15 protein-coding genes are annotated in these 17065 nt (G+C 71.7%); 10 read left to right on the top strand and 5 right to left on the bottom strand.

What is annotated here, in order from left to right:
• Positions 1-9: 9 nt before the first annotated feature.
• The 6 genes from ABIA35_RS16750 to gatB all read left to right on the top strand — a co-directional run bounded on the left by ABIA35_RS16750 (position 10) and on the right by gatB (position 6887).
• Positions 10-2145 carry a putative bifunctional diguanylate cyclase/phosphodiesterase gene (locus ABIA35_RS16750; RefSeq protein WP_370342458.1) on the top strand — a complete coding sequence of 712 codons (2136 nt, stop codon included), beginning with the start codon at positions 10-12 and terminating at the stop codon, positions 2143-2145.
• 157 nt (positions 2146-2302) lie between these two features.
• Positions 2303-3142 carry a PhzF family phenazine biosynthesis protein gene (locus tag ABIA35_RS16745; protein WP_370358452.1) on the top strand — a complete coding sequence of 280 codons (840 nt, stop codon included), beginning with the start codon at positions 2303-2305 and terminating at the stop codon, positions 3140-3142.
• Positions 3143-3325: 183 nt separating this feature from the next.
• Positions 3326-3637 (top strand): Asp-tRNA(Asn)/Glu-tRNA(Gln) amidotransferase subunit GatC, encoded by a 312-nt coding sequence (gene gatC / locus ABIA35_RS16740; RefSeq protein WP_370342456.1) that lies wholly within the window; start codon positions 3326-3328, stop codon positions 3635-3637.
• A 1-nt stretch (position 3638) separates the two neighbouring features.
• Positions 3639-5144, top strand: a complete 1506-nt coding sequence (gatA, locus tag ABIA35_RS16735; protein WP_370342455.1) for an Asp-tRNA(Asn)/Glu-tRNA(Gln) amidotransferase subunit GatA — start codon at positions 3639-3641, stop codon at positions 5142-5144.
• Entirely contained in the window at positions 5141-5380 is a 240-nt protein-coding gene (locus tag ABIA35_RS16730; RefSeq protein WP_370342454.1) for a hypothetical protein, read from the top strand. The genes gatA and ABIA35_RS16730 overlap by 4 nt, the downstream gene beginning before the upstream one ends.
• Position 5381: 1 nt before the next feature.
• Entirely contained in the window at positions 5382-6887 is a 1506-nt protein-coding gene (gene gatB / locus ABIA35_RS16725) for an Asp-tRNA(Asn)/Glu-tRNA(Gln) amidotransferase subunit GatB (RefSeq protein WP_370342453.1), read from the top strand.
• Positions 6888-6957: 70 nt separating this feature from the next.
• Here gatB and ABIA35_RS16720 read toward each other — a convergent pair whose 3' ends face one another.
• The 4 genes from ABIA35_RS16720 to ABIA35_RS16705 are packed head-to-tail and all read right to left on the bottom strand — an operon-like array spanning position 6958 to position 10737.
• Complete coding sequence (locus ABIA35_RS16720) at positions 6958-8178, bottom strand: hypothetical protein (protein WP_370358451.1); 1221 nt, start codon at positions 8176-8178, stop codon at positions 6958-6960.
• Positions 8175-9257, bottom strand: a complete 1083-nt coding sequence (locus ABIA35_RS16715) for a hypothetical protein (RefSeq protein WP_370358449.1) — start codon at positions 9255-9257, stop codon at positions 8175-8177. Before ABIA35_RS16715 ends, ABIA35_RS16720 begins: the two co-directional genes overlap by 4 nt.
• Positions 9254-9925 carry a hypothetical protein gene (locus tag ABIA35_RS16710; RefSeq protein ID WP_370358448.1) on the bottom strand — a complete coding sequence of 224 codons (672 nt, stop codon included), beginning with the start codon at positions 9923-9925 and terminating at the stop codon, positions 9254-9256. Before ABIA35_RS16710 ends, ABIA35_RS16715 begins: the two co-directional genes overlap by 4 nt.
• 5 nt (positions 9926-9930) lie before the next feature.
• Positions 9931-10737 (bottom strand): hypothetical protein, encoded by an 807-nt coding sequence (locus tag ABIA35_RS16705; RefSeq protein ID WP_370358446.1) that lies wholly within the window; start codon positions 10735-10737, stop codon positions 9931-9933.
• 265 nt (positions 10738-11002) lie between these two features.
• On the opposite strand from ABIA35_RS16705, the gene ABIA35_RS16700 reads away from it, so the two are divergent.
• The 4 genes from ABIA35_RS16700 to ABIA35_RS16685 all read left to right on the top strand — a co-directional run bounded on the left by ABIA35_RS16700 (position 11003) and on the right by ABIA35_RS16685 (position 14784).
• On the top strand, positions 11003-12043 hold the full coding sequence (locus tag ABIA35_RS16700; protein WP_370358445.1) for an NAD(P)-dependent alcohol dehydrogenase: 1041 nt from the start codon (positions 11003-11005) through the stop codon (positions 12041-12043).
• A gap of 112 nt (positions 12044-12155) precedes the next feature.
• A complete protein-coding gene (locus ABIA35_RS16695; RefSeq protein WP_370358470.1) occupies positions 12156-12887 on the top strand; it encodes a peptidyl-tRNA hydrolase in 732 nt (243 codons plus the stop codon).
• A 153-nt stretch (positions 12888-13040) separates the two neighbouring features.
• Entirely contained in the window at positions 13041-13802 is a 762-nt protein-coding gene (locus tag ABIA35_RS16690; protein WP_370342447.1) for a peptidylprolyl isomerase, read from the top strand.
• Between the two features lie 205 nt (positions 13803-14007).
• A complete protein-coding gene (locus tag ABIA35_RS16685) occupies positions 14008-14784 on the top strand; it encodes an SDR family NAD(P)-dependent oxidoreductase (protein ID WP_370342615.1) in 777 nt (258 codons plus the stop codon).
• A 100-nt stretch (positions 14785-14884) separates the two neighbouring features.
• On the opposite strand, the gene ABIA35_RS16680 is transcribed toward ABIA35_RS16685, so the two are convergent.
• The gene (locus tag ABIA35_RS16680) at positions 14885-17023 is read right to left on the bottom strand and encodes a ricin-type beta-trefoil lectin domain protein (protein ID WP_370358469.1); all 2139 of its coding nucleotides are present in this window, start codon (positions 17021-17023) and stop codon (positions 14885-14887) included.
• Positions 17024-17065 lie beyond the last annotated feature (42 nt).

Below are 17065 nucleotides of genomic sequence, written 5' to 3'. Positions count from 1 at the left end.
GTCCGCTCCATGCACCGACCATTCGAGCCGGACTACGGCCCGAAGGCCGATCCGGGACGCCTGTACGCCTTCGTCGCCTCCGTCAGCGCGGCCGGGATCACCATCCTGGCCGCCCTGTTGATCCTGAACTGGCGCGGGTCCGGACCGACCACGCAAGCCATGCCCGCCCTGCTGATGACCGTCTGCCTGGTCTTCCTCGGGGAACTGCGGCCCCTGATGCGGTTGCAGCACACCAACCGCGAGGCGGCCACCACCACGGTGTTCACCATCGCCCTGCTGATGCTCGCGGGCTGGCCGCTGGCGGCGATGGTGCAGGCCGCGGCCTCCCTGGTGGGCGGCGCGGCCGGGCGCCGGACCTGGTGGCGGATCCTGTTCAACGTCTCGCAGTTCACGCTGTCGCTGGGCGCGGCCTGCCTGGTGCTGCGGTTCTTCGGGATCGTCCCCACGCCCGGACGCCCCTGGGCGCCGAACGTGACCTCCATGGCCGCGATCCTGCTGGCCGGCGTCGCGTACTTCGTGGTGAACCTGTTCTTCGTCTGGCAGGCCGTGGCGCTGTGGACCGGGGTCCGCCTGTCCGTCATAGCCTGCCGCGAATGGCGGGTCGAACTGCAGGTGGTCGGCGCCTCGGTGGTGCTGGCCCCGCTGATCACCGTGGTGATGCGGCACGAGCCCTACCTCATCGTGCTGTTCATACCGGTGCTCATCGTCTTCTACCGCAGCGCGCTGGCCTTCGACGAGAGCGAGTGGCAGTCGCTGCACGACCCGCTGACCGCGCTGCCCAACCGCAAAGCCCTGAGACGTCAGGCCGAGATCATGCTCGGCAACGCCCCGGACTCCGAGGAGTACGGGCCCTCCTCCCTGTACTCCACCGGCCGCACCCCGGCCGCCGTGTCCGTCCCGCCCGGCAAGATCGGGCTGTTCCTGTTGGACCTGGACCGTTTCAAGGAGGTGAACGACACCCTCGGGCACGCCGCCGGCGACGAGCTGATCCGCGAGGTGGCCGCGCGGCTGTCGGCCGCGGTGCGGGTCGAGGACATGGTCGCCCGGCTCGGCGGCGACGAGTTCGCGGTCCTGCTGCCGGGCCTGCCGGACGTCGAGGCCGCGCAGCAGCTGGCGCAGCGCCTGCTGGACGCGGTCGCCGTCCCCTACCGGCTGCACGGCTTCAACCTCGACGTCGAGGCCTCCCTGGGCATCGCGCTGCATCCCGACGACGCCCGGCACTACGACGTCCTGCTGCGGCACGCGGACGTGGCGATGTACGAGGCCAAACGCGGCAAGAACGGCTGGGTCCGCTACGACCCGGCCAAGGACCGCAACAGCCCGGACCGCCTGGCCCTGCTGTCCGATCTGCGCGCGGCCCTGGACGCCGGCCGCATCGAGGTGCACTACCAGCCGCAGGCCTCGTTCAAGGGCGAGCGGCTGGTCGGCGTCGAGGCGCTGGCCCGCTGGCGGCACGAGGTCCGCGGCGCGATACCGCCGGAGAAGTTCGTGAAGCTGGCCGAGTCCAGCGGCCTGATGGCGCGCCTGACCGAGTACATCCTCGACGTCTCGCTGCGGCAGGCGGCGCAGTGGTGGCGCAACGGCTACGGCGTCCCGATCGCTGTGAACGTCTCCCTGCGCGACATCGAGAACCCCCACTTCGTGGAGATGGTCGCCCGCAAGCTGGCGCAGCACCGGGTCCGCCCCGAGGCGCTGCGGCTGGAGGTCGCCGAGCGGGTCCTGGTCGGCGACGCGCAGAGCGTCCGCGCGGCCCTGATCGGCCTGTCCAAGCTCGGCGTCCGGCTGTCCCTGGACGACTTCGGCACCGGCTACGCCTCGCTGCTGACCCTGCGCCGGCTGCCCTTCGACGAGATCAAGATCGACCGCTCCTTCGTCGGCGGCATCGGCTTCGACGCCGACGACGCCGCCATCGTCCGCTCGACCATAGACCTGGCGCATTCCCTGGGCCTGCGGGTGGTCGCCGAGGGCGTCGAGGACCCCGGCACCTGGTCCACGCTGGAGGGCTACGGCTGCGACGAGGCCCAGGGCTGGCTGGTGTCCAAGGCGCTGCCCGCGGCCGAGATCTGCGCGCTGCTCGCGCAGCGGGTGGCGGCGGCGCCGACGTCGTCGGGGCCGGGATCGGCTTCGGACCAGCTTTCGGCCTAGATGCGCGACCTCGCCGGGGACTGAACCCCGAGCACACTCAATCCTGAGCACACGGAACCCTGAGCACACGGAACCCTGAGCACACTCGCGGGTGAGAAGGCCACTGTGGCGCGAGTGGATCCCCCGTCGGCCCGGGCCGACCGGTTAGCGTACGAGGGTGGAGATCCTTCGTTACACCGCTTTCAGCTCCGACCCCGCCGGCGGCAACCCGGCCGGCGTCGTCCTCGACGCGCGCGGCGTGGACGACGCCGCGATGCTCGCCGCGGCCGCCGAGGTCGGGTACTCCGAGACCGCGTTCCTGCTGCCGACCGAGCAGGAGCGGGTCATGGATGTGCGCTACTTCAGCCCGCTGGCCGAGGTGCCGTTCTGCGGCCACGCGACCATCGCGACCGCCGTCGCCTACGCCGAGCGGCACGGTGTCGGCGACCTGGTCCTGAACACCCGGGCCGGCGTCGTCCCGGTCCGCACCGCCGCCGCGGACGACGGCACGCTCACCGCCACGCTCGTCTCCGTCCTGCCCAAGAGCGCGGAACTGCACGGGCCGTTGCTGGCCGAGCTGCTGGAGATCCTCGGCTGGACCGCGAGCGACCTGCACGAGGCGCTGCCGCCGCGGATCGCGTTCGGCGGCGCGTGGCATCCGATCCTGGCCACCACGAGCCGGGCCCGCCTGGCCGAGCTGGACTACGACATGGACGCGCTGCGCGCCCTGATGCTCAAGCAGGACTGGACCACCATCGACCTGGTCTGGCGGGAGTCTCCCGACGTCTTCCAGGCCCGCAACCCCTTCCCGGTCGGCGGCGTCTTCGAGGACGCGGCGACCGGCGCGGCCGCCGCGGCGTTCGGCGGATACCTGAGGGAGCTGGGGCTGGTGTCCGCCCCCGCGACGGTGACCGTTCATCAGGGTGTGGACATGGGGCGGCCGAGCCTGCTGACGGTCGACATCCCGGCCGGGGACGGCGGCATCTCGGTCTCTGGAACGGCTGTCGTCCTGCAGTAACACCAGGGCGAGCCCGAGGTGGGACTGGGGCGGGACCGGATGATGCCGGGCGGGGACGGTGCGCCGCGCCGTCCCGCGGCCGTGACGGAAAGTCACCTGACGCCCCCGGACTAGGATGGCTACGGTTGTCCGATACCGCTGCCGACGATTCAGGCAGAGTCCACACCGTAGGGATTCGCGCATATGCCCGCTATCACCCGTGAAGAGGTCGCCCACCTGGCGCGGCTGTCACGGCTCGACCTGTCCGACGACGAGCTCGCGCACTATGCCGAGCAGCTCGACGTCATCCTCGGTTCGGTGGCCCGCGTGAGCGAGGCCGTGCAGCAGCTCGGCCAGGGCCAGGACATCCCGCCGACCTCGCACGCCCTGCCGCTGGTCAACGTGACCCGGCCGGATGTCGAGCGTCCCTGCCTGGACCCGGCGGACGTCCTGAGGGCCGCGCCGGCCGCGCAGGATCAGCGTTTCCGCGTGCCGCGCATTCTGGGGGAGGACTGAGATGGCGTTCGACGGAGACATGACCCGCGGCACGGCCGCCGCGCTCGCTGGCGCCATCAAGAACGGCGACGTCACCGCGACCGAGGTGACGCAGGCGCACCTGGACCGCATCGCGAAGGTCGACGAGAAGGTGCACGCCTTCCTGCACGTCGACACCGAGGGCGCGCTGGCCCAGGCCGCCGAGGTGGACGCCAAGCGGGACCGCGGCGAGGAGCTGGGCCCGCTGGCCGGCGTCCCGCTGGCGCTCAAGGACGTCTTCACCACCAAGGGCGTGCCGACCACCTGCGGCTCCAAGATGCTGCAGGGCTGGGTGCCGCCGTACGACGCCACCGTGACCCGGCGGCTGCGCGAGGCCGGCATCGTCATCCTCGGCAAGACCAACATGGACGAGTTCGCGATGGGCTCCTCCACCGAGAACTCCGCCTACGGCCCCACCCACAACCCGTGGGACCTGACCCGCATCCCCGGCGGTTCCGGCGGCGGCTCCTCGGCCTCGCTGGCCGCCTTCGAGGCGCCGCTGGCCATAGGGACCGACACCGGCGGCTCGATCCGCCAGCCGGCCTCGGTCACCGGCACGGTCGGGGTGAAGCCGACCTACGGCGGGGTGTCCCGCTACGGCCTGGTCGCGTTCTCCTCCTCGCTGGACCAGGGCGGCCCCTGCGCGCGCACCGTCATGGACGCAGCGCTGCTGCACGCCGCCATCGCCGGCCACGACCCGCTGGACTCCACGTCCATCGACCTGCCGGTGCCCGACGTCGTGGGCGCGGCGCGGCTGGCGAACGTCGAGGGCATGCGGATCGGCGTGGTGAAGCAGTTCGACAAGAGCGAGGGCTACCAGGACGGCGTCCGCCAGCGCTTCCACGAGTCCGTGGACCTGCTGCGCGAACTCGGCGCCACGGTCGTGGAGGTGGACTGCCCCTCCTTCGACTACGCGCTGGGGGCCTACTACCTGATCGCGCCGTCGGAGTGCTCCTCGAACCTGGCGCGCTTCGACGCCATGCGCTACGGCCTGCGGATCGGCGACGACGGCGTGAACGGCGTCGAGGAAGTCATGGCCCTGACCCGCGAGGCCGGCTTCGGCCCCGAGGTGAAGCGCCGCATCATGCTGGGCACCTACGCGCTGTCCTCCGGCTACTACGACGCCTACTACGGCTCGGCGCAGCAGGTCCGCACGCTGATCATGCGCGACTTCGACCGCGCCTTCGCCGACGTGGACGTGCTGGTCTCCCCGACCACCCCGACCACCGCCTTCAAGATCGGCGAGCGCGCCGACGACCCGATGGCGATGTACCTGGCCGACCTGTGCACCATCCCGACCAACCTGGCGGGCAACGCCGGCATGTCGGTCCCGGTGGGCCTGGCCCCCGAGGACGGCCTTCCGGTCGGCCTGCAGATCATCGCCCCGGCGATGGCCGACGACCGGCTCTACCGGGTCGGCGCCGCGGTCGAGGCCGCGATGAACACCAAGTGGGGCCGTCCGCTGATCGAGGAGGTGCCCTCGCTGTGAGCAAGAAGAAGGACAAGAACGGCGTCAAGCCGCGCGGCAACCTCGGCACCCTGTTCGCGGTCGGCAGCTCCGTGACCCTGGCCCCGGTCCTGGCGCGGCGTTTCAAGGACGCGCGCGCCAAGGGCGACAAGCTCGCGATCGCCGACGTCACGGTGTCGGTGGCGGCGCTGACCGTGGGCGTGCTCAAGGTTCTGCGGGCCCGCAAGTCCTCCGGCGCCGGAAAGGCGGAATCCTGATATGAGCACGAGCACTGTGAACCTGCCTTCCTACGAGGACGCGCTCGCCGTCTACGACCCGGTCATGGGTCTGGAGGTGCACGTCGAGCTGGGCACCGCGACCAAGATGTTCTGCGGCTGCCCGACCGGCTTCGGCGCCGACCCGAACACCCAGACCTGCCCGACGTGTCTGGGCCTGCCCGGCTCGCTGCCGGTGGTCAACGCCACCGCGATCGAGTCGGCCATCCGCATCGGCCTGGCGCTGAACTGCGAGATCGCCGAGTGGTGCCGCTTCGCCCGGAAGAACTACTTCTACCCGGACATGCCGAAGAACTTCCAGACGTCGCAGTACGACGAGCCGATCGCCTTCGGCGGCTACCTGGACGTCGAGGCCGCGGGCAAGACCTGGCGCATCGAGATCGAGCGCGCGCACATGGAGGAGGACACCGGCAAGTCGACCCACGTGGGCGGCGCCACCGGCCGCATCCACGGCGCGGACTACTCGCTGGTCGACTACAACCGGGCCGGCATCCCGCTGATCGAGATCGTCACCAAGCCGATCACCGGCACCGGCGAGCACGCCCCGGAAGTGGCCAAGGCCTACGTCGCCGAACTGCGCGAGCTCATCAAGGCGCTCGGCGTCTCCGAGGCCCGCATGGAACTGGGCCAGATGCGCTGCGACGCCAACGTCTCGCTGCGCCCGATCGGCCGCGAGAAGTTCGGCACCCGCTCGGAGACCAAGAACGTCAACTCCCTGCGCTCGGTCGAGCGCGCGGTGAACTTCGAGATCCGCCGCCACGCCGCCGTCCTGAACGCCGGCGACACGGTGATCCAGGAGACCCGCCACTTCCACGAGAACGACGGCACCACCTCACCGGGCCGGGTGAAGGAGGAAGCGGAGGACTACCGCTACTTCCCCGAGCCGGACCTGGTCCCGGTGGCCCCGGCCCGCGCCTGGGTCGAGGAACTGCGCGGCACCCTCCCGGAACTCCCCGGCGCCCGCCGCAACCGCCTGCAGGCCGATTGGGGCGTCACCGACCACGACATGCAGTCGATCCTGAACGCCGGCGCGGTGGACCTGATCGTCGAGACGGTCTCCCTGGGCGCAGCGGCCGACCAGGCCCGCAAGTGGTGGATGGGCGAGCTGGCCCGCCGCGCCAACGAGGACGGCACCGACCTGGCCGCCCTCCCGATCACCCCGGCCCAGGTCGCCGAGGTGGTCGCGCTCACCACCGCCGGCACCCTCAACGACAAGCTGGCCCGCCAGGTGATCGAGGGCGTCCTGGCCGGCGAGGGCTCCCCGGAGCAGGTCGTGGCCAAGCGCGGCCTGGCGGTCGTCAGCGACGACGGCGCGCTCCTGACGGCGATCGACGAGGCCATCGCGAAGTTCCCGGACGCCGCCGAGAAGGTCCGCGGCGGCAACCAGGGCCCGGCCGGCCAACTGATCGGCGCCGTGATGAAGGCGACCCGCGGCCAGGCGGACGCCGCCCGCGTCCGCGAGCTGCTGCTGGAACGCCTCTCGGGCTGACGCACGGTCCTGATACGCGAAAGCGGGGCCGCTCCCACACAATGGGGGCGGCCCCGCTTCGCGTTGTCCCTCAGCGCAGCATGCCGGCTTCCAACAACGCGACCTGCACAGTCGGCGTATCCGAGACCTTGGCGGGAGCGGTGGACGTGACGATCGCGACCACATCCCCACTCTGGAACACGACCCGCCGCTCCACCTGCCCCGGCAACCCGACCACCTGGTCGAACCTGCGAATGACGGCGGCGGACGTGTCGTCGCCGAACCCCGGCACCGTCAGCTCCGGCACGACACTCTCCGGCCGACTGGCCTTCGCCAACGCGGCGTTGTCCAGCAGCCTCGCCACCGAGAACGCAGCCTCGTGGTCGGGAAACTGCACCAGCTCGACCACCGTGTGCTGACCATCGGGAGCGGTCCACCCGCGCCACGCGACGCGGCTGATGCCGGCGTCGTAGAGGTGGCCGGAGACATCGCTCCCGGACAGCGAGTTCTCGAAGTCCGCGACAGCCTCCCACCCGCTCTCCTTGGGCACCACACCCACCGGCGCGGGCACAAGGTACTGACGCAGATCGCCGTAGTGCGTCTGAGTCTGGTTGCTGTCGGCTCCGGGCGCGGGCTCCCCGGCCGGCGGCACGGGATGCGTGACATTCAGGAAGCTGTAGCGGCCATCGCTGGCCGTGGTGAGGAAGGGCACATCGGTACGCCGGGGAATGGTGACGGCGTAAGCGGTCCCAGCCCCGACGGCCCCCGCCACGACGAGCGCCGAGCCGTAGCGCAGGACGAGACGCGGCCAGCGGGGCTTCGGCTTGGGCGCGGCCTCGGCTTGCAGCTGGGCGAAGAAGGCTGCGGGGTCGAGGTAGGGCTGGGTGGGGGTGGGGGCTTCGGCCAGGGCTGGGGCCGGGGCGATGGGCTCGGGGGCGCCGGCGGGTGGTTCGGCTGGGGCGTCGGCATCGCTGGCTTCTGCTGGCTGCTTGCTTGCGGTTGCCTCGGCTACCTTGCTGGCACCGTCGTCTTCGGCCGACTTCTCGTTTGCGGTTGCCTCGGCTACCTCGCCGGGATCGTTGTCTTCCGCCGGCTGCTCGCTTGCGGTTACCTCGCCGGCGCCGTTGTCTTCCGCCGGCTGCTCGCTTGTGTCGGCTTCAGCGTGGCCGTTGTCGGTCTGCTCCTCGACCGCCACCTCGCCATCGCCGGTCGCCTCATCGCCGCTCGCCTCATCACCGGCCGCCTCGTCCTGCGTCCGGGGCCAGCTCGGCGGTTCCCCGAAGGCCGCCAGCACATCGTCCTGCGCGCTCACGTTCCCAGCCCGCCCTTCAGCGTGTCCAGCTGCCGTCCGAACAGCTCGGTCACGGCGTTCGTGTCCAGCGGCACCGTGCCCTCGGCGTTCACGATGGCGAGGGTGTCGCCGACGGTCGCCAGGCACGTCATGCTGTCCAGCGGGTCGCCGACGTGCGTCACCGGCAGCACGCACAGGGCGTCCGGGTGGCCCGGCACCTGCGGTCCGGTGCGGAAGGCGCGCGACTGCTTCACCACGCGCTCGAACTCGCTGGAGCTCTCCGCCGACTGGGCCGGGTCCAGGCGCAGCACGGTCACCGCCACGTCCAGGGTCCCGGCCTCGTTCTGGTAGGTGCGCACGGCGCCGTCGCTCATGTGGCCGTTGGTGATCGCACCCTGCGCGCTCGTCATATCGGAGGCCGGCAGCGCGCCGAACAGCAGCGCCACCGTCGGGTCGGCCTGGTCCGGCGGGATCGCGGCGTCGTTGCCGAGGCCGCCCTCGTCCGGTCCGGGCTTGTAGCCGTCGGGCACCGGCAGCAGGAAGTCCCTGACGCTGCCATAGTGCGTGCCGTCCGGCCGCACGCCGGAGGTCACGCTCGGACTCGGCGTCGTCGGCGGCGCGACGGGCACACTCGCCGTCGCAGCGTCCTTGGACGGCCCGATCGCGGCCAGGATCCCGAAGCCGGCAACGGCCCCGACGGCCAACGCCGACACCAGCCACCCGGCGACGAACAAGCCACGGCGGCGGGTCGGATTCCCGGTCGGCACGTGGGCAGTAGCCGGCATCCCGTCGGCAACCGCCGCCGCCTCAGGGCCGGCCATCGCCACTGCGCCAACCGTCGTCATCTCGCCGACCGCTGGCCTCTCGCTGTCAGCCGCCGGTTCCCCAGGAACAGCCGCCGTCTCGTCGTCGACCGCCGGTTCCTCAGGACTAGCCGCCGACTCCTTGCCGGCCGCCGGTTCCGCAGGACCAGCCGCCGACTCCTCGCCGGCTACCGCCTTGTCGCCGCCCGCAGCCGCCTCACTTTCTGCCGCCGCGTCGCCGACCCCCTCGACCGCGACCTCAGCCCCACCCTCACCGAGGCGCACCTCACCGCTCACAGCAGATCCGCCTGATCCCTCGTCACCGACACGATGTCGTTCGTCGTCGGCCTGTTCTGCGCCCGGCTCACGAACACCTGTTCCACCACGTTCCCGTGCTGTACCAGCCCGTAAGCCGTGTACCGCCCGTCGGGGTCCTTGCGATTGGGGATGCCCACGGCTCCGTCCGCCGACTCCGGGAAGGCGGGCTCGGACGTGTCCACGGGGGTATGCGTCATCGTGCAGTACCCCGTCGCGTTGTCGCTGTTCCGGAACTGCACCAGGTCAACCTCGACGTCGGCCCCGTCCGCCGTCGTCCAGCCGGTGCGGACGGCGCGCCGGAAGCCGAGGCTGTTCAGCTGCTCCAGTGCGGTGGACGGGTCCTGGAAGTACTCGGCCAGGTCCCCGATGGTGACCCAGTCGCGGACCGGCGTGTCCGGTTCGTCGGTCGCGCCGGCGGGCTTGGTCAGCAACACCGAGCGCAGGTCGCCGTCGAGCTTCGCGGCGTCGTCCGTCTGCGGGTCGCGCGGGTCCGCGGCCACGGGCGCCGCCGCGGCGGCCAGCGTCTGCTGGATCGGCGGCAGCGGCGTGGCCGGGCGGCCCTGCTGGATCAGGAAGCCGCCGACGGCGCCGCCGGCCAGTCCGAGGGCCACCGCCGAGGAGAACAGCAATCCGGTGCGTCGCTTCACGTCCCTCACTTCCCCGAGTCCAGGCGGGCGATCTGCTTGCGCACCCGGTCGATCAGCACCGCGTGGTCCACCGGCGGCTGGCCGAAGACGTCGATCTCGAAGAACACGTCGCCGCGGAAGCCCACCGCGCGCAGCCGCGCCTCTCCCAGCGAGGCGTCCAGCGGGATGTCGTACGCCTTCTCGTCCGGGTAGCCCGGCACGCTGAACGCCTTCCAGCTCGCCATCGGCTTGTCGCCGGCGGCCCAGGCGCGCGCGTTCTCCGCCGAGGCGAAGTGCAGCAGGCGGACGTCGACGTGGTACTTCGCGTCGCCGGTCTGGTAGGTGCGGGTCGCGCCGCCCTTGAAATCCAGCTGCTGCAGGGCTTTCAGGGCCTCGGAGCTGTTCGAGTAGAACGCCGCCACGTTCGCGGCGGTCAGCGTGTCGCCGTCCGGCGCGCCCACCGCCGAGCCGTCGGACGGCACCGGCAGCAGGAAGAAGCGCAGGTCGCCGGTGTGCACGCCGTTCGAGACCTTCCCGGTCACCGTCGAGGACGGCGTCGGGCTGGACGGCGGCGCGGGCGGCGCCGACGAGGACGAAGAAGTCATGGTGGGACTCGGCGTCGTGCTCGGCGAAGCGCCGCCACCCGAGGCCGAATCAGAACTCGAAGGCGACAGCGCAGCGGCCTGCGCCAGAGCGGACTTGCCGGAACCGTCCGAGGAGTGGCCCCGCCCGACGGCCACCACGGCCCCGGCGGTTCCACCCGCGATCAGTACCCATCCGACAGAGAACGCCGCGACGATCGCACGTCTGCGACCGGCGCCCGGAGAACCCACTCCTGGCAACGTGCACCCCTGAACCCAAGAATCGACGAGAGGAGGATCTTCCCAGTCGTGAGGATGTTCGGAAAACCTCATTTGAGATCACGGTTCGGCCACGATTCGCACCCCGAGATCAGCCAGCCGCGACCTTCGCCGCGTCGACCGATCGGCGGCGCCCCAACCAGCCGCGGGACGCCGGCCGGATTGCGGCCCGAGCTGCGGCGCGTCAAGGTGAACCCTGAGCCCGGCCTCGAAGCCCGTCCCGGAAGGCGGTCCCGCGATGAAGGCCCTCCAGTACCCGGCGGTCGGCGCCGCCCCGGTGGTCGCCGACGTCCCGGACCCCGAGCCCGGCCCCGGCCAGGTGCTGCTGAAGGTCACCGCCGCCGGCGTGTGCCACTCCGACATCGCGGTGATGAGCATGCCCGCCGCCGCGCTGCGCTTCCCGCTGCCGCTGACCCTGGGGCACGAGGGCGCCGGGACGGTCGAGGCGCTCGGCGACGGCGCGACCGGCTTCGCCGTCGGCGACAACGTGGCCGTGTACGGGCCCTGGGGCTGCGGCATGTGCCACATGTGCGCGCAGGGCAAGGAGAACTACTGCCTGCGCGCCGCCGAGCTCCAGATCTTCCCGCCCGGACTCGGCGCGCCCGGCGCGATCGCCCAGTACCTGCTCGTCGACTCCACCCGGCACCTCGTCCCGCTCGACGGCCTGGACCCGGTGCGCAACGTCCCGTTGACCGACGCCGGCCTGACCCCGTACCACGCCATCAAGACCTCGCTGCCCAAGCTCGTCGGCGGCAGCACCGCCGTGGTGATCGGCACCGGGGGCCTGGGCCACGTCGCGATCCAGCTGCTGCGCGCGCTGAGCCCGGCCCGCGTCGTCGCGCTGGACGTCGCGCCGGAGAAACTGGAGCTGGCCAGGGAGGTCGGCGCCCACGAGGCGCTGATGTCCGACGAGAAGGCCGCGATCGCGGTGAAGGAGCTGACCGCCGGCCGCGGCGCCGAGGCCGTCTTCGACTTCGTCGGCGCGCCCCCGACCGTCGCCCTGGCCTCGGCCTGCGCCGGCGTGGAGTCCGACGTGACGATCGTCGGCATCGGCGGCGGCAGCGCGCAGGTCGGCTTCGGCGTCACGCCGTACGACGCGGCCTTCCGCGCGCCGTACTGGGGCACGCGGGCCGAGCTGATCGAGGTGCTCGACCTGGCGCGCGACGGATCGGTGGCGGTCCACGTCGAGACCTACAGCCTGGACGAGGCGCCGAAGGCCTACGAGCGGCTGCACGCCGGCCAGGTCCGGGGGCGGGCGGTCATCCTGCCCAACGGCTGACGCATATTCTGCTGGGGTGAGTGGCTCGATCAAGGAACCCGGCGACCCCTTCGCCCCGCCGACCGTCGCGGTCGACCCGGCGGTCCCGACCGCCCCTACCGTCCCCGCCGCCCTGACCGCCCCAGCCGTGGCGGCGTCCACGGAGGCCGAAGCGGCGGCGCGTGACGCGAATCCGCAGTACGTGCTGCCCCTGGTGGTCCGCATCGAGCGCGCGGCACCCCCGCAGCGCACTGACGCGCTGGAGACGTCGGCCCGCGCCGTCCTGACGTTTCTGGCAGACCCGCGCTCCACCGAGCCCGACGGGGAGTGGACGGCCCTGGTGCACGCCTGGACCGACGGCCGCATCCGCAAGGTCGTGCGCCGGGCCCGGGGCGCCGAATGGACGCGCGCCGAGGCGCTGCCCGGCATCACCGTCACCGGCACCGCGGAGACCGACCCGGCGCAGGTCCGCGTCTACCCGCCGGTCCCGCTCGACGCGTGGCCCAAGGACCTGGCGCGCCTCCAGGTCTCCGGCACCGACCTCGAGGACACCTCGCCGCCCGCGGCGGTCGAGGCGGGCTCGCAGCCGGTGCTGTGGCTCAACCCCGAGCTGGAGATGACCGCCGGCAAGGCCATGGCCCAGGTCGGGCACGCCGCGCAGATCGCGTGGTGGCGGCTGACCGACGCCCAGCGCAAGGAGTGGGCCGACGCGGGCTTCCCGCTCGCGGTGCGGGTCGCGCCGAAGCAGGCGTGGCCGGCGCTCGCCGATTCCGGACGGCCGCTGGTGCGCGACGCGGGCTTCACCGAGATCGCGCCCGGATCCTGCACGGTGGTGGCCGACCTCCCGGTGCTCGAAGGGGAGTAGCCCGTCGCGGCCGGCACTGAGTCAGAGCCCGAAGACAGGTTCGACCCGGTTGGTCAGCATTCGCCGGTCCGTAAAGCTCATCAGGGGTTTACAGCCGACACACGCCTGGGAAAGGCTCCAAGCGTCCTGGCCAACCTCTCAGGGAGCTGAAACATGCGGAAACCCCGCCTCACCAGCCGGTCCGGCCGCTTCGTCGCGGCGGCGGCCCTGCTGCTCGGCGTCAGCGTCGTCGCCGCGTCGGGCGCCGGAGCCTCCGGCGGCGCCGCACCGGTGCGCCCCGGCCACGCCACGGTCGTCGCCGCCGGCGACGCCGCCCCGGCCGCCGTGCACGCCGCCACCACGACCGCCGCCGACCCCTGCGGCTACGTCCCGTCCGTGCCCGCCGACGATTTCAAGGGCATCCCGCAGTTCGACGCCGCGAAGGCGGCGCAGCCGTACTCGGTGGTCTTCCACACCAGCCAGGGCGACATCACCGTCAAGGCCCTGACATCGGCCGCGCCCTGCACCACGTACTCCTTCCGCTTCCTGATCGACCACGACTACTACGACGGCACCCACTGCCACCGCCTCACCACCCAGCGCCTGTGGGTGCTGCAGTGCGGCGACCCGACCGGCACCGGCAGCGGCGGCCCCGGCTACTCGTTCAACGACGAGAACCTGACCGGCGCCACCTACCCGGCCGGCACCGTCGCGATGGCCAACGCCGGCCCGAACACCAACGGCAGCCAGTTCTTCTTCACCTGGAAGGACACCAAGCTCCAGCCCGACTACACCCCCTTCGGCGTCGTGACCAAGGGCATGGACGTGCTGCAGAAGATCGCCGCGGCCGGCGAGGACGACCAGAACGGGCCCGGCGACGGCTACCCGAACGACTACGTGCTGTTCCACCACGTGGGGATCCGCGCCGGGCGCTAGGACCCGGGACCACGCTTGGAGCGGGCCGGTCGGCGGCACAACCGCCGGCCGGCCCCTTGCTGTTCGGGTTGCCGCCGCGCCGTCCGGCCCGCAGCATCGGATCATGGACCGCGATATGGCCACCCCCGAGGCGCCGACCGTCGTGCCGGACCTCGGTGCCGGAACCGAGGAGACCATCCTCGCCGGCGAGGGCACCGCGACCGCCATGGAGGCCCTCGACTTCGACCCCGCGGGCGCCGAGTTCGCCGATCTGACCGCGCTGGTCACCGGTGCGGCCTCCGGCATCGGCCTGGCGACGGCGCGCCGGCTGGCCGACGGCGGGGCCGCGGTGGCGCTGGCCGACCACGACCTCGACGGCGCCGAGCGGGCCGCGACCGAGCTGGCCGAGACCGGCGTGCCGGCCCTGGCCGTCCGCCTGGACGTGACCGATCCGGCCTCGGTCGAGGCCGCCGTGGCCGCGGCCGTCGCGGGCCTGGGGCCGCTGCGGCTGGCCGTCAACAACGCGGGCATCGCCGGCACCGCCGCCCCCACCGGCGACTACCCGGTCGAGGACTGGCGCCGCGTCATCGCCACCAACCTCGACGGCGTCTTCTACTCGATGCGCTACGAGATCCCCGCGATGCTCGCCGCGGGCGGCGGCGCCATCGTCAACATGGCCTCCATCCTCGGGACCAACGGATTCGCCGGCGCCCCCGCCTACAGCGCGGCCAAGCACGGCGTGGTCGGCCTGACCAAGAGCGCGGCCCTGGAGTACGCGGCGCACGGCATTCGGGTGAACGCCGTCGGCCCCGGATTCATCGAGACCCCGCTCCTGTCCGGTGCGGACGCCGCCGCGCGCGAACTTCTGGTGTCCCTGCATCCGATGGGACGGCTGGGGCAGGCCGAAGAGGTCGCCGACCTGGTCGCGTTCCTGCTGTCGGACCGGGCGTCGTTCATCACCGGCAGCTACCACCTCGTGGACGGCGGCTACGCGGCCCGATGACCGGCCCGATAGCCGGCCCGACGACCGGCCCGGCAAGCGAAAAGGCCGACCGCGGAATCGCGGTCGGCCTTCCCTGTGGGGGAGTGGTGCGTCGGAAGGTTTACGGGTAGTTCGTCAGATAGCTGACATTGTGGCTGGGTGTGACCTGCCCGCCGGTCCCGTTGACCTGGTGGTTGATCGTCCCGTCCCCGCCGAGCACCGTCGTGACCATGTCGTGGAACGCGACGCCGGAGGTGTTCGGCGTCTCGATCGCGTGGTCGAGCACCACCGAGGGGTTGTCGCGGAAGTACGCGTAGATCCCCAGCCCCCACGCCTGATGCGAGGTGACGGAAGGACCGACCAGGTACGAGGCGTATCCCGTGTCCCCGTTCGGCGGAACCCAGCTGCCCTGGTCCGGAACGTCGTACGGACACTCACTCTGGTAGAAGTACGTCCGCCCGCCGTTGCCGAACCACTCGGTCTGGTACTGCTCGAAGTGCTCGACCGCGAGCCCGTACATGGTCACGTTGTTCCCGTAGACCACGAGCCCGTTGTTCGCCGGGTTGACCGTCCACCCGACGCCGTTGGTGTGGTCGGCGCGCCAGAGCCACAGGTCGTCGCCGATCACGTTGTCGCTGTTCACCACCAGCGCCTGCGAGGCCCGCGCGGCCTGGTCGCCGCCGATGCGGAAGAAGACGTCCTGCAGCTCGGTCGGGTCGGCCGCGTGGCTCGCCGACGAACCGCTGGGGCCGATCTGCATCAGCACCGCGGAGTTGGTGGAGTTGGCGCTGATCAGCAGGCCGGCGATGTCGATGCCGTCCACGTCGGCGGTGGTGATCGCGGCGTTCCCGTTGTCCGGGACCAGCGTCGCCATGCCCAGGCCCAGCACCACCGTGTTCGGCGCCGTGATGGTCAGCGCCGAGGCCAGGTGGTAGACGCCCGGCGTCACGATCAGGCTCTTGCCCGCCGCCAGCGCGGCGTTGATCGTGGCCGAGGTGTCGCCCGGCTTGACGATGTAGAACTGGCTGACCGGGATGGACGTGCCGGCCGGCGTGCCGGAGGTCCAGTCCGGGCCCTGGGCGTTCGTCCGGAGCGCGGGGACGAACACCTGCCAGGTGCCGCTGGAGTCGACGTAGACGAACGGCTTCTCGCGGTTCGTCGGCGACTGCGCGACGGTGGTGTCCGGCGGGCTCGGGAACGAGTTCGACGGGGCGTTGGTGTCGCCGACGAAGACCATGTTCCAGTTCGAGCCGGTCCAGCCGCCGTTCATCGCCGTGTCCTGGGTCAGGAACTGCTGCTGGGTGCCGGAGTTGATCTGCCCGCTGATGCGCGAGTCGCCGACGTAGCCGCCGCTGGACCAGTTGCCGCCGCTGCCGTGCACGTTGTCGTACAGCAGCATGCCGCCGTTGACGTCCATGCGGCGGAACGGGTCGGCCTGGGAGACCGCCCACATCGTGCTGCCGGACGGCGGGCTGACTTCCATGTTCTCGGCGTCGCGCCAGAAGTTCTGGGTGGCGTTGCCGTCGGCGGTGTGGCCGAACACGTGCACCGTGCCGCCGGTGATGTTCACCTGGTCCGGGGACAGCCCGAGCCCTGCGACCTCGGTGTTGTAGCCGACCGGGACGTCGACGTTGTACGAGCCCGGCGCGAACAGCAGGGCGTTGCGCTGCGTGCCGAACTCGTTGTTGACCTGAGCGTTGTAGACGTTGTTGATGTCGGCCTGGATGGTCGAGGCCGGCATCGACGGATCGAAGAACGTGACGTTCGGCCCGAAGTCCGGATGCGGGAAGCCGCCTCCGCCGCCACCTCCGCCGGTCGGGAGCGTCCACTGCTGGTTCGAGGAGTCGGCGCAGCTCCAGATCTGCGCCTGGGTGCCGGAGCCGCCGAAGCCGGTGTCGTCCAGGCACTTGCCGGAGTTGGGGTTCAGCAGTTCGCCGTTGGACTGCGGGACCCAGACCTGAGCGCTGGTCCCGTTACAGTCGTAGAGGTCGACCGTGGTGCCGTTGGCCGTGCCGGCGGCGTTGACGTCCAGGCACTTGCCGAGGACCTGGAGCGTGTTCGTGGCGCTGTCCACGGTCCAGCTCTGCGCGCTGGAGCCGTTGCACGTGTAGACCTGCACCGGGTTGAAGTTCGCCGACGAGGCCGAGCGGTCGTCCAAACACAGGCCCTGATAACCGGTGATCGGGCCGACCGGGTCCGCGGCCGCCGCCTTGGGTGTTGTCGTTGCGTTCGTTGCCGCCGGCGTCGTCGCCATCGCCATCTGGCCGAAGGTCACCAGGCCCGCGGTCAGGACGAGCGCGCC

This window comes from Catenulispora sp. MAP12-49 (genome assembly GCF_041262705.1).
GTDB lineage: Bacteria > Actinomycetota > Actinomycetes > Streptomycetales > Catenulisporaceae > Catenulispora.
Note: the sequence above shows the minus strand (reverse complement) of the source record. Positions and strands in the feature narration are given on the sequence as shown.